Source organism: Streptomyces sp. NPDC028419 (assembly GCF_055565515.1).
In genome coordinates, this window is the sequence record NZ_JBVHUE010000028.1 from 32,440 (window position 1) to 44,343 (window position 11,904).

The window sequence follows — 11,904 nt, forward strand, 5'->3', positions numbered from 1 at the left end:
GGGAAGGGAGAGAAAGTGTTAGAGGGGGGGGAGGGGGGTGGGCGGGGCAAAGGGGGGGGGGGGGGGGGGTTGGGGGGGGGGGGGGGGGGGGGGGGGGGGGGGGTGTTTTTCCCCCCCCCGCCCCTCGTGCGTGCGCGGGCCCATTGGGTCCTACCCGTGGGTAGTAATGCTCGGCTCCGCAGGTCATAATCCGGGCCACCACTGGGTCGGCGAAGGGGCGGGCATGAGCATGGGCGACGTACGGGGAATCGGTCGACGGGGCTTCCTGGCCGGGGCGGTGGCCGTGGGCGCGGCGGCGAGCGGACTCGTCGCCGCGGCGGTCCCGGCGGGGGCGACGGCGCTCGGCACGCAGGACTGGATGGCCGGGGTCCCCGACGCCACCCCGCTCCAGCGGATGACGATCCCGGGCACCCACGACTCCGGTGCCCGCCAGGGCGGGCTGTACGTGGCCTGCCAGAACACCTCGATAGCCGAGCAGCTCGACTCCGGGATCCGCTTCCTCGACGTGCGCTGCCGGGTCACCGGGGGCTCCTTCGCCATCCACCACGCGGCCTACTTCCAGAACCTGATGTTCGGCGACGTCCTGGTGGCCTGCTGGAACTTCCTGGCCGCGCACCCGAGCGAGACCGTGCTGATGCGGGTCAAGCAGGAGTACTCGGAAGAGAGCGACGCGACCTTCCGGGCCGTCTTCGACGACTACCTCGACCACCGCGGCTGGCGCCCGCTCTTCCGGATCGCCGACGCGCTGCCGGGCTCGCTCGGCCAGGCCCGCGGCAAGGTGGTCCTGCTCGCCGACAACGGCGGGCTGCCGGGCCTGCGCTACGGCGACGGTTCGGTCTTCGACGTCCAGGACGACTACATGGCCGAGCCCTTCGGCAAGCGGACCAAGATCGAGGCCCAGTTCCGCAAGTCCGTCCAGCAGCCCGGCAAGTTCTTCATGAACTACACGAGCACCGCCGCGGCCCTGCCGCCGCGCTGGAACTCCGACCGGCTCAACCCGCAGGTGCACTCCTTCGTGGACGGCGGGGAGCTGGCCGGCCGGACCGGGCTGGGGATCGTCCCGATGGACTTCCCCAACACCCGCTCCGGCCTGGTCGCCTCACTGATCCGCCACAACCCCGCCTGACCCGTCCGGGCGGTACGGGGCCCCCTGCCCGCCGTCGTCCGCGGGCAGCCGCGGCGGCGGGGTCGAGGCGCCCGGGAAGCGCAGCACCGCCTCGGCCCCCGGCCCGCCGTCGGGGGCCGCACGCAGTTCGGCGGTGCCGCCCGTGCGCTGGACCGTGCGCGCCACGATGGACAGGCCCAGCCCGCTGCCGGGCAGTGCGCGGGCGGAGGGGGAGCGCCAGAACCGGTCGAAGACGTGCGGGAGGTCCTCGGCGGGGATGCCCGGCCCGTGGTCCCGCACGGTCAGGACGCCCGACCGCAGCGCGACCTCGACCGCGCCGCCGGGCGGGCTGAACTTCACGGCGTTGTCCAGGATGTTGACCAGGGCCCGCTCCAGGGCGGGCGCCTCGCCGCGGACGTACCAGGGCTCCAGATCGGCGGTGAAGGTCAGCTCGGGGCCGCGCAGCCGGGCGCGCGACAGGGCGCTGCCCGCGATCTCGTGCAGGGCGACGACCTGGAGCGGGCCCGGTGAGGCGGCGTCCGGCCGGGACAGCTCCTGGAGGTCGCCGATGAGCGAGGCCAGCTCGGTCATCTGGGCCTTGACCGAGGCGAGCAGCTCCTTGCGGTCCTGCGGCGGGATGGGCCGGCCGGTGTCCTCGCTGCGGGCGAGCAGCTCGATGTTCGTACGGAGCGAGGTGAGCGGGGTGCGCAGCTCGTGGCCCGCGTCGGCGATCAGCTGGGCCTGGCGGTCCCGGGAGGAGGCCAGGGCGCTGGTCATCGAGTTGAAGGAGCGCGAGAGCCGGGCGATCTCGTCGTCCCCGGCGTCGGGGATGCGCACGGTGAGGTCCTCGGTGCGGGCGATGTGCTCGACGGCGCCGGTGAGTTCGTCGACGGGCCGCAGGCCGGTACGGGCCACCCACAGGCCGGCCGCGCCCGCGCCGACCACACCGACGCCGGAGACGAGCAGCAGCACCCAGGCCAGGGTGGACAGCGGCTTGTCGACGTCGGAGAGCGGCTTGGCGATGGAGATCGCGAAGATCTGGCCGCTGGGCTGGCTGGTCACGCCCATCGTGTAGACGCGCATCTCGATGCCGTCGGTGGTGGTCACATCGTGCAGGACGGTGGTCCGCTCGCCCGCGGCGACCTCCCGGTCGATCTTGGTCACCGGCAGGGTGGTGCGGCCGCTGACCCAACAGTGGCGGCCGTTGGCGTCGAGGATCTGCACGGTCGCGTTCAGGTTCCCGGCGATCTCCTGCTCGGGCCGCGAGGGTTGGACCACGCAGCCCTCGCGCAGGCTGCGGCCCGCCTGGGCGGTGGCGTTGGTGGACATCAGCGAGCGGTTGAGCTGGTCGGTGAGCTGGGTGCGGACCATCACCCAGGACACGCCCGCGACCGCCGCCACGGCCAGGGCCACGGCGACGGCGACGAGCAGGGCCAGCCGCGAGCGCAGCGGCAGGCCGCGGAATCTGGCGGCCGGGCTCACTCGGGCCCGCCGCTGTCACCGGAGACGGTGGCGCGCAGGACGTACCCGACTCCGCGGACGGTGTGCACGAGGCGCGGTTCGCCGCCCGCTTCGGTCTTGCGGCGCAGGTACATCACGTACACGTCCAGGGAGTTGGAGCTGGGTTCGAAGTCGAAGCCCCAGACGGCCTTGAGGATCTGCTCGCGGGTGAGGACCTGGCGCGGGTGCGCGAGGAACATCTCCAGCAGGGTGAACTCGGTCCGGGTCAGCTCGACGGCGCGCCCGGCCCGGGTCACCTCGCGGGTGGCCAGGTCCATGCGCAGGTCGCCGAAGGTCAGTACGTCCTCGGCGGCGCCCGAGGGGTCCGCGGGGGACGCGTAGGAGCTGCGGCGCAGCAGGGCGCGGACCCGGGCGAAGAGCTCGTCGAGCTCGAAGGGCTTGACGAGGTAGTCGTCGGCGCCCGCGTCGAGGCCGGTGACCCGGTCGCCGACGGTGTCGCGGGCGGTCAGCATCAGGATCGGGGTGACGGAGCCGGCGGCGCGCAGCCGCCGGGCCGCCGTCAGACCGTCCATCCGGGGCATCTGGATGTCCAGGACGATCAGGTCCGGGGCGTACCCGGCGGCCTTCTCCAGGGCGTCGAGCCCGTCGACGGCGGTCTCGGTGCCGTATCCCTCGAAGGCGAGGCTGCGGCGCAGGGCCTCGCGGACGGCCGGTTCGTCGTCCACGACGAGTACGCGCGCTTCGCTTTCAGCGGGATTCATCGTTGGGTTCCCCCGTCTCGGTTCGGTCTGACGCCGGCTCCAGCCTGCCACGGAGCCCGGCGCGGGCCGTGGTCAGTAGGAGGTGCCGAAGCCGTTTCCGACGTCGCTGCCGCCCGAGCCGTTGGCGCTGTCGCCGCTTCCCGTGCCGCCGGGGCCGCCCTTGCGCAGGGAGGCCAGGTCGGCCTTGATGGTGTTGACCGGGATGGCGAAGCCGAGGCCGACGCTGCCCGCGCCGGAGCTGTCGCTGGAGGGGGAGTAGATCGCGGAGGGCATGCCGACGATCTCGCCGTTCATGTTGACGAGCGCGCCGCCGGAGTTGCCGGGGTTGAGCGAGGCGTCCGTCTGGATGGCCTTGTACGAGGTAGTGTCCTGGCCGGTCTGGCCGTTGAACTGGCGGCCGTCGTAGGAGAACGGCCAGCCGCCGCTGCCGCCGTTGCCGCCCTGCTGCTGGCGCTGCGGGGACCGCTGCTCCGACTTGGGCACGTTCACCTCGCGGTTCAGGGCCGAGACGATGCCGCTGGTGACGGTGCCGGTGAGGCGGTCGGGGGAGCCGATCGCGACGACCTGGTCGCCCACCTTGACGTTGTCGGAGTTGCCGAGCTTGGCCGGCTTGAGGCCGCTCGCGCCCTCCAGCTTGATCAGGGCGAGGTCCTTGTCGGGGTCGGTGCCGACCACCTTGGCCTTGTACTTCTTCCCGTCGCTCATGGTCACCTGGACCTCGGTGGCCCCGTTGACGACGTGGTTGTTCGTGACGATCTCGCCGTCGGCGGTGACGACGACGCCGGAGCCGGTGCCCTGGCCCGCGGCGGTCGTCGTGTCGATGCGGACGACGGAGGGGCTGACCTGTTCGGCGACGCCGGAGACGGTGCCGATGTTGGACTGCGAGACGTTGGAGCCGTTCACGGCGCCGTCGCCGCCGGCGCGGTGGCCGAGGTACTGCTGGATCCCCGCGGAGGTACCGCCGCCGATGATCGCCGCCGCGAGGGCGACCGCGGTGAGCAGGGCGAATGGGCGCCGGGGGCGGGCGTGCCCGCCGGCCGGGGCCGGCGCGCCGTGGAAACCGTCGGCCACCGGGGGCTGGGGCTGGTGCTGGTGCGCCTCGAACCAACCGGGGGCCGGGGCCGCGTGGGCGGTCGGGGCGGTCGGGGGGTGGAGCGGCGGCGGGGGGTAGGCGCCGCCGCCCTGGGCGTCGTGCGCCGATCGGTCCTGCCCCTGCTGCCAGGCCCCGCCGAAGGGCGCGTCCTGGTGGGGGCGGTTCTCCTGCGGGTCGCCTTCGCGGCGGAAGCTGTCGGTCATGGGTACGACTCTGGGCCGGGATCATGAGAGCTTCCTGAGTCCCCGCTGAGAAGCCCGACAGAACCGTGTATGCCCGATATAAGGCTCGGTCCCCGCCCGCATGGGGCTCGGGTCCCCGCCCGCCGTGGGAGCGTCAGCGGCAGCCGCAGGAGCGGCGGATCACCAGGGCCGAGGGGAACTGCTTGAGCCGCTCGCGCCGCGAGCCCGCGACGCGCAGCCCGTCGTCCAGGACGAGGTCGACGGCGGCGCGGGCCATCGCCGGGCGGTCCGAGGCGACGGTGGTCAGCGGCGGGTCCGTCAGCCCGGCTTCCTTCACGTCGTCGAAGCCCGCGACGGCCAGCTCCTCGGGCACGTCGATGCGCAGCTCGCGGGCGGCCCGCAGCACCCCGATGGCCTGGTCGTCGGTGGCGCAGAAGATCGCCGGGGGGCGCTGGGGTCCGGCGAGGACCTCCAGGGCGACCCGGTAGGCGTCGTAGCGGTTGTACGGGGCCTCGAAGAGCCGGCCCTCGACCGAGCGGCCCGCCTCCAGCATGGCGCGCCGCCAGCCCTCGACGTGGTCGGCGACCGGGTCGCCGACGGACGGGGTGTTCTCGACGCCGCCGATGCAGGCGACGTACGCGTGGCCGTGCTCCAGCAGGTGGCGGGTGGCGAGCTGGGCGCCGCCGATGTCGTCGGTGACCACGGCGACGTCGTCGATCGCCTCGGGGCGCTCGTGCAGCAGCACGACCCGCGCGTCCCAGGCCTCGATCTCGGAGGCGGCGCGCTCGCTCATGCCCTGGCTGACCAGGATCAGCCCGGACACCCGCATGCCCAGGAAGGCGCGCAGGTAGTGCACCTCGCGCTCGTCCCGGTAGTCGGAGTTGCCGACCAGGACCATCTTTCCGCGCTCGGCCGCGGCCTGCTCGACCGCGTGCGCCATCTCCGCGAAGAACGGCTGCCGGGCGTCGGGGACGATCATGCCTATGAGGTCGGTGCGCCGCGAGGCCATCGCCTGGGCGACCCGGTCCGGGCGGTAGCCCAGCTCCTTGATCGCGGCGAGGACACGCTCGCGCGTGGCCGGGGCGACCGGCCGGGGTCCGTTGTTGATGACGTAGCTCACGACCGCGGTAGAGGTTCCCGCAAGTCGTGCCACATCGTCCCGCGTCACCTTGGCCACGCGGTGGAGTCTACGCGGGGTGACCTAGCTGTGGGCAGGGCGGCCGGGCGAGCGGGTGTGCGGGGCGGTGTCGGCCATCCGGGTGACGGCCCGGTCGGCTTCGGCGACCACGCCGGCGGCGGCCTGGGTGACCGCCTTCTGCCGGGCCTCCTCGGCCGCCCGTTCGACCTTCTCGGGGGTCACGAAGCGGTAGCCGACGTTGCGGACGGTGCCGATGAGCGACTCGTGCTCGGGGCCGAGCTTGGCCCGCAGGCGCCGGACGTGGACGTCGACCGTCCGGGTGCCGCCGAAGTAGTCGTAGCCCCAGACCTCCTGCAGCAGCTGGGCGCGGGTGAAGACCCGGCCCGGGTGCTGCGCGAGGTACTTGAGCAGCTCGAACTCCTTGAAGGTCAGGTCGAGGACCCGGCCCTTGAGCTTGGCGGAGTACGTCGCCTCGTCGACCGACAGGTCGCCGTTGCGGATCTCCATCGGGGAGTCGTCGGAGCCGAGCTGCTGGCGGCCGGTGGCCAGCCGCAGCCGCGCCTCGACCTCGGCGGGGCCCGCGGTGTCGAGGAGGACGTCGTCGATGCCCCAGTCGGCGGTGACGGCGGCGAGGCCGCCCTCGGTGACGACGAGGATCAGCGGGCAGCCCGGTCCGGTGGAACGCAGCAGCTGGCACAGCGAGCGCACCTGCGGCAGGTCGCGGCGGCCGTCGACGAGGATGACGTCGGCTCCCGGGGTGTCCACGAGGGCGGGGCCCTCCGCGGGGGCCACCCGGACGCTGTGCAGGAGCAGCCCGAGGGCGGGCAGCACCTCGGTGGACGGCTGCAGGGCGTTGGTCAGCAGCAGCAGTGAACTCATCGTCGCCACCCCCGTACGGGGGTCTGGCGGTTTCGCCGGTGGTGCACGGTTCGCTCGGCCATCACGTCGGTTCCTCCTCGGTCCCGTCGAGGACATGCGGCACTGCTTCGTACGGCTCTTGTCGGCGGCCCCGCTCCCCGCGCCCTGAGGACCCGTGGCCGCCACTGTTCTCGCTCTGTTCAACGTGCTGAAAGCACAAAAGGACCCGGGGGCTACGTTGCCCGGATCCTCTGCGAAGCCAGAATAGCCCACCGGCGCCGTGCGGGCCGAGGCTTCGGCGGACCCGGATTCTGTGGTCCCCGCCACCTTCCGGTGCAGGTTGCGCCCGGTTTCACCGGATCGGTGGACCCTCGTCGGGCCACCCGGGCGCATGCGGGGCGCGCGGAGGCACGCCGGGGTCGGGGCCGGTAGGGGCCATCATGGAGCCCGACGGTACGGAGCCGACGATAGGAGCTGCAGTGGCAACCGGAACCATCCGCTACTGGGCCGCGGCCAAGTCCGCGGCCAAGACGGCGGAGGAGGCGTACTCGGCGCGGACCCTGGCCGAGGCGCTCGACGCCGTGCGGGAACGCCACCCCGGGGAACTGAGCCGGGTGCTGCAGCGGTGCTCCTTCCTGGTGGACGAGAAGCCCGTGGGCCTGCGCCCGCACGAGTCCGTCGAGCTGACCGAAGGCGGCACCGTAGAGGTGCTGCCGCCGTTCGCGGGCGGGTGATCCGATGACCACGCCCACGCCGGACGAACAGCGGCCCGAGCAACCGCAGCAGCAGGATCCCTTCGCGGATCCGTACGGGACCCAGACCTGGCAGTCGGAGACCTGGGACACCAGTTACCAGCCGGTGCAGCCGCCCGCCCCGGCCCCCGCGCCGCTGGAAGGCGTCCCGGGCCAGTCCTGGGGCCAGCCGCAGCAGCCGGTGGCCCCGGAGGGCTGGTTCCGCGACGAGGCGCAGCCCTCGTACCCGGACCCGGCCCAGCAGGCGTACCAGCCGCAGCCCCAGCAACCCCAGCAGCCGTACGAGCACCAGCAACCCCAGCAGCCGTACGAGCACCAGCAGCCCCAGCAGCCGCAGCGCCGGGGGCAGCACCGCGCGCCCGACCCGGCCCCGGTGGCGGACTGGTCCCACGATGGCGCCCGGAGCGGCCTCCAGGGGGGCGTCCCGGGCGTCCCGGGCGTCCCGTGGCCGGACGGCTCCGGTGCGGCCGCGGCCGCGGAGACGGCCTACCTGCCGCCCTACCGCGAGGAGCCGGCGGCGCCCGGGGCGCACGCGGCCGCGGAGACGGCGTACCTGCCGCCCTACCGCGAGGAGGGCCACCTCGGCGACCACCAGCGGCAGCCGTACGTCCCGGCCCCGGCGCCCGCCGCCGAGCCGATGGCGCCGCAGGCATGGTTCCGCGACGGGGCGCAGTCCGAGTCGCCGTCCGTGGACGCGGGCGCGGACTGGTCCCGGGGCGCCCACGCCGCCGGGGTCGAGGCGGCGGCGGAGCGCACCGCGTACCTGCCGCCCTATCCCGGCGACGCGCAGGAGCCGCCGGCCCCGGCGCCCGCCGAGGCCCCCGCGCCGCCGGCCGGTCCGGCCGCGGAGTACTCGCCGCCCACCCTCGGCGGCAGCACCCGCGTCGTGGATCCCGCGCAGGCCCGCGCCGAGGGGCGCTCGCCGATCATCGATCCCGGTCCGCAGTCGGCCGTGCTGACCGCCGCGCTCGGGCTGCTGCTGGCCGGCGCCGCCTTCGGCGGCTCGTTCGCCCTGGTGGCCCCGCTCATCGCGCTGCAGGCGCTCACCGCCGCGGGCTGGTTCCGGCTCAACGGCATGTGGCCGGCCCGTCAGGGCATCGCCCTGGCCTTCGCCGGAGCGGTGGCCGCGGACGTCGCCGTGCTCGCGCTGGGGCGTCCGTACGGGCCGGGCGCGATCATCGGGACGCTGGGCGCGTGGGTGCTGCTGACCCTGGTGCTCCAGCTGCGCAGCCACGCCGACCCGGACGAGCGGATGTACGGGCTGATGGCCTCGGTGGCCTCGGCCGCCCTCGCGATCGTCTGCGCCGGGTACCTGGCCGCCGACCCGGCCGCGGTCAGCGTCGGTGCGGCCGCCGTCGCGGTGGCCGTGTTCGCGCGGGCCCTGCCGCTGCCCACGACGCCCTCCGTGGTGGTCTCGCTGGCCGCCGCGGCCGGCGCCGGCATCGCGGTCGGCGGGCTGACCGACGTCGGTGTCGGCGGGGCGCTGCTCGGCCTGGCCGCCGGTGTCTGCGCGCTCGTCGGGCTGCGCGTGGCGGCTTACGACTACCCGTCCAAGTTCGTCCACATGACGGCCGGCGTCGCGCTGCCGCTGGCCGCCGCCGCGCCCGCGGTCTACCTGATCGGGCGGGTGGTCGGCTGACGCCCGGCGGATTGCGGGCATGGTCAACTAGAACGCACGTACCGAGAAGTAGGGGGAGTGGAACGTGCGTTTCCTGAAGGTGATCGTGATCCTCGGCGTACTGCTGGGCGGGATCTTCGTGGGGGCCGACCGGCTAGCGGTCGGCTACGCGGAGGACGAGCTGGCCAGGAAGGTCCAGGCGGGGCGGGGCCTCGCCGGGGAGAGCAGCGTGGACATCCACGGCTTCCCGTTCCTGACCCAGGTGCTGGACTACCGGCTGGAGCAGGTCGACGTGACGATGCGCGGGGTCCAGGCCCCGGGCCCCGACGGCCGCAAGGTCCGGATATCCCAGCTCGACGCCCGCTTCCACGACGTGAAGCTGGACAGCGGCTACACCAGCGGCAAGGCGGCGCGCGCCGACGGCTCCGCGCTCCTCACCTACGCCGACCTCACCGAGGCCTCGCAGAACGGGGTCACCGTGACCTACGGCGGCGCCCCGGGCAAGGTGAAGGTGACCGCGACCGTCGAGGCGCTGGGCAAGTCCCTCACGCGCAGCGTGGTCTCCACGATCAGCCTGGTCGACGGGACGACGGTGCGGGTGCGCGCCGACGAGGTGCCGGGCGAGGGCCTGCCCGGGGTCGAGTCCCTCGTGCGCAAGCGGACCGACTTCGACCGCCGGCTCGACGGCGGTCTGCCGGCGGGGCTGAAACTGTCCGCGCTGACCTCCGACGAGAGCGGCGTGCACCTCACGGTGGACGGCTCGAACGTGGTGTTGGCCGGATCGTGAGACGGGAAGGTCCGATCCTTAGGCGGATCGGACCTTCCGCGCTGCTCCGAGGGGTTCCGGGCCCCTTCCCGTGGGGCTGCGGGAGGCACGGATCCCAGTATGCGGACGATCCTGTCTCGACATATGACACGCCGGTGACAGGGCGGCCGATTCGTCCCTACGATCCATGGCTATGAAGCATCAGCAGGCGGACCTCACGAAGCGACGGGCAGTAGACCTGTGTCGCGTCGCCGCCATGCTCTGTCGCCCTTTCTGAGCGACCCGCTCCCCTTTCGGCCGCACGACGGCCTCGCGAGCGTGACCCCACCCGCCTCCCGCCCCCTCGCCTCCCCGCGCGGGACGTCCGAGCGCACCCGGGTGCACGCCGAACGGTCATCGAACCGGCCGGAGCAGCGCCACCGCAGCAGCCCGCAGTACCCGCACCGCCCCGCCGCACACTGCCCCGGAGGAGAACACCATGAGCCGCAGCGACGTCCTCGTAGACGCCGACTGGGTCGAGGCCCACCTGAACGACGCGAACGTCGTCGTCGTCGAGGTGGACGAGGACACGTCCGCCTACGACAAGAACCACATCACGAACGCCGTCCGCATCGACTGGCAGCGCGACCTCCAGGACCCGGTGCGCCGCGACTTCGTGGACCAGGAGGGCTTCGAGAAGCTCCTCTCGGCCAAGGGCATCGCCAACGGCGACACGGTCGTCCTCTACGGCGGCAACAACAACTGGTTCGCGTCCTACGCCTACTGGTACTTCAAGCTCTACGGCCACCAGGACGTCCGCCTGCTCGACGGCGGCCGCAAGAAGTGGGAGCTGGACTCCCGCGACCTGGTCGACGGCTCCGAGGTCCCGCGGCGTCCGGCCACCGAGTACAAGGCCAAGCCCCAGGACTCCTCCATCCGCGCCTTCCGCGACGACGTCGTGGCCGCGATCGGTGCGAAGAACCTGGTCGACGTGCGCTCGCCCGACGAGTTCAGCGGCAAGCTGCTCGCCCCGGCGCACCTCCCGCAGGAGCAGTCGCAGCGCCCCGGCCACGTGCCGAGCGCCCGCAACATCCCGTGGTCGAAGAACGCCAACGACGACGGCACCTTCAAGTCGGACGAGGAGCTGACGGCCCTCTACGAGGCCGAGCAGGTCGACCTGGCGAAGGACACCATCGCGTACTGCCGCATCGGTGAGCGCTCCGCGCTCACCTGGTTCGTGCTGCACGAGCTGCTGGGCCAGGAGAACGTCAAGAACTACGACGGCTCGTGGACCGAGTACGGCTCGCTGGTCGGCGTACCGATCGAGCTGGGCGCCAACAAGTAATCCCGTACGGCCTGTAGCAGGACGCGCGTACGACCTCTCTAGGACAGGACAGAGAACATGTGTGGAGCACAGATCGGCGGGCCCTCCCTCGACACGCTCAAGCCGGGCGAGACGGCCATCCAGGGCCAGATCACCCAGGGCGGCGAGCCGGTGTCCGGCTACGTCCGCCTGCTGGACTCGACCGGTGAGTTCACGGCCGAGGTCCCGACCTCGGCGACCGGCCAGTTCCGCTTCTACGCCGCCGAAGGCACCTGGACCCTGCGGGCGCTGGTCCCGGGCGCCAAGGCGGACCGCACGGTCGTCGTCGCCGAGACCGGTGGCGTGACGGACGTGGCCATCGCGGTCTGAGCACCGCGGGCGCGCGCCGAGCGCGCCGCATGACCGGCCGAAGGGCCGCACCCCCGGGGGTTGGACGCCACTGGAACGGGGTGCGGCCCTTCGTGCCGTCCGCGACCTTCGCGCCGTCCGGATCCGGTTCTATCCTGGGGGCATGTACGCCCGGCGTCGGCGCGGCTATTTCCTGCTCATGGGCGGGTGCCTGTTCCTGTTCGTCTCGGCCTGGTCGTGGGTGCGCCTCCTGTCGGTGCCGGCGGCCGTGGCGCTGTGCGTGGTCGCCATGTTGATCCCGCCGGTCGCGGCGATGGCGGCGAACCGGCGCGGCCCGGACGACCGCTGGTGGGACGACCCCTCCGGGGACCCGAAGTCCGACGAGTGGTGGGACGAGCTGGACGGGAAGCGGCGCCGCGAGGACCCGCGGGACGACTGAAACGGTCGATCCATGGCGGAATGATTGATTCCTCGCTATCGAACCGTAATAACAGTGCGTACAACTTCACCCCTGAGATA

13 protein-coding genes are annotated in these 11,904 nt (G+C 73.1%); 8 read left to right on the forward strand and 5 right to left on the reverse strand.

The genetic code is table 11. From position 1 onward, the window contains the following. The first annotated feature begins 223 nt into the window (after window positions 1–223). Window positions 224–1,126 (forward strand): phosphatidylinositol-specific phospholipase C, encoded by a 903-nt coding sequence (locus ACZ4UB_RS28260; protein WP_468074372.1) that lies wholly within the window; start codon window positions 224–226, stop codon window positions 1,124–1,126. On the opposite strand, the gene ACZ4UB_RS28265 is transcribed toward ACZ4UB_RS28260, so the two are convergent. The 5 genes from ACZ4UB_RS28265 to ACZ4UB_RS28285 all read right to left on the reverse strand — a co-directional run bounded on the left by ACZ4UB_RS28265 (window position 1,100) and on the right by ACZ4UB_RS28285 (window position 6,619). Beyond that, window positions 1,100–2,587: a sensor histidine kinase gene (locus tag ACZ4UB_RS28265; RefSeq protein WP_468074374.1), complete on the reverse strand. Its 1,488-nt coding sequence runs from the start codon at window positions 2,585–2,587 to the stop codon at window positions 1,100–1,102. The two genes, ACZ4UB_RS28260 and ACZ4UB_RS28265, sit on opposite strands and share 27 nt — an antisense overlap. Continuing rightward, window positions 2,584–3,327 (reverse strand): response regulator transcription factor, encoded by a 744-nt coding sequence (locus ACZ4UB_RS28270; RefSeq protein WP_468074376.1) that lies wholly within the window; start codon window positions 3,325–3,327, stop codon window positions 2,584–2,586. The genes ACZ4UB_RS28265 and ACZ4UB_RS28270 overlap by 4 nt, the downstream gene beginning before the upstream one ends. Window positions 3,328–3,399: 72 nt before the next feature. Beyond that, on the reverse strand, window positions 3,400–4,623 hold the full coding sequence (locus ACZ4UB_RS28275; RefSeq protein WP_468074378.1) for a S1C family serine protease: 1,224 nt from the start codon (window positions 4,621–4,623) through the stop codon (window positions 3,400–3,402). Window positions 4,624–4,756: 133 nt separating this feature from the next. Next, window positions 4,757–5,779, reverse strand: a complete 1,023-nt coding sequence (locus ACZ4UB_RS28280; RefSeq protein WP_354381171.1) for a LacI family DNA-binding transcriptional regulator — start codon at window positions 5,777–5,779, stop codon at window positions 4,757–4,759. Between the two features lie 24 nt (window positions 5,780–5,803). Then, entirely contained in the window at window positions 5,804–6,619 is an 816-nt protein-coding gene (locus ACZ4UB_RS28285; protein WP_354381172.1) for a response regulator transcription factor, read from the reverse strand. Between the two features lie 458 nt (window positions 6,620–7,077). On the opposite strand from ACZ4UB_RS28285, the gene ACZ4UB_RS28290 reads away from it, so the two are divergent. From ACZ4UB_RS28290 to ACZ4UB_RS28320, 7 genes are all read left to right on the forward strand, one after another. Then, entirely contained in the window at window positions 7,078–7,332 is a 255-nt protein-coding gene (locus ACZ4UB_RS28290; protein WP_354381173.1) for a MoaD/ThiS family protein, read from the forward strand. Window positions 7,333–7,336: 4 nt separating this feature from the next. Continuing rightward, window positions 7,337–8,989 (forward strand): hypothetical protein, encoded by a 1,653-nt coding sequence (locus ACZ4UB_RS28295; protein ID WP_468074380.1) that lies wholly within the window; start codon window positions 7,337–7,339, stop codon window positions 8,987–8,989. Window positions 8,990–9,053: 64 nt separating this feature from the next. Continuing rightward, window positions 9,054–9,755 (forward strand): LmeA family phospholipid-binding protein, encoded by a 702-nt coding sequence (locus ACZ4UB_RS28300; RefSeq protein WP_468074382.1) that lies wholly within the window; start codon window positions 9,054–9,056, stop codon window positions 9,753–9,755. 172 nt (window positions 9,756–9,927) lie between these two features. Then, on the forward strand, window positions 9,928–10,011 hold the full coding sequence (locus tag ACZ4UB_RS28305) for an Ms5788A family Cys-rich leader peptide (protein WP_351046484.1): 84 nt from the start codon (window positions 9,928–9,930) through the stop codon (window positions 10,009–10,011). Window positions 10,012–10,212: 201 nt separating this feature from the next. After that, a complete protein-coding gene (locus tag ACZ4UB_RS28310) occupies window positions 10,213–11,058 on the forward strand; it encodes a sulfurtransferase (RefSeq protein WP_468074384.1) in 846 nt (281 codons plus the stop codon). A gap of 57 nt (window positions 11,059–11,115) precedes the next feature. Further along, entirely contained in the window at window positions 11,116–11,406 is a 291-nt protein-coding gene (locus ACZ4UB_RS28315; protein ID WP_330331710.1) for a DUF1416 domain-containing protein, read from the forward strand. 70 nt (window positions 11,407–11,476) lie between these two features. Further along, entirely contained in the window at window positions 11,477–11,824 is a 348-nt protein-coding gene (locus tag ACZ4UB_RS28320; RefSeq protein WP_468074512.1) for a DUF3099 domain-containing protein, read from the forward strand. The last annotated feature ends 80 nt before the right edge of the window (window positions 11,825–11,904 follow it).

Bases quoted from the DNA above. Each gene is read 5' to 3' on its own strand.
- ACZ4UB_RS28295 (WP_468074380.1), top strand. From the start codon at position 7,337: ATGACCACGCCCACGCCGGACGAACAGCGGCCCGAGCAACCGCAGCAG.
- ACZ4UB_RS28270 (WP_468074376.1), bottom strand. From the start codon at position 3,327: ATGAATCCCGCTGAAAGCGAAGCGCGCGTACTCGTCGTGGACGACGAA.
- ACZ4UB_RS28285 (WP_354381172.1), bottom strand. From the start codon at position 6,619: ATGAGTTCACTGCTGCTGCTGACCAACGCCCTGCAGCCGTCCACCGAG.
- ACZ4UB_RS28315 (WP_330331710.1), top strand. From the start codon at position 11,116: ATGTGTGGAGCACAGATCGGCGGGCCCTCCCTCGACACGCTCAAGCCG.
- ACZ4UB_RS28275 (WP_468074378.1), bottom strand. From the start codon at position 4,623: ATGACCGACAGCTTCCGCCGCGAAGGCGACCCGCAGGAGAACCGCCCC.
- ACZ4UB_RS28305 (WP_351046484.1), top strand. From the start codon at position 9,928: ATGAAGCATCAGCAGGCGGACCTCACGAAGCGACGGGCAGTAGACCTG.
- ACZ4UB_RS28260 (WP_468074372.1), top strand. From the start codon at position 224: ATGAGCATGGGCGACGTACGGGGAATCGGTCGACGGGGCTTCCTGGCC.
- ACZ4UB_RS28310 (WP_468074384.1), top strand. From the start codon at position 10,213: ATGAGCCGCAGCGACGTCCTCGTAGACGCCGACTGGGTCGAGGCCCAC.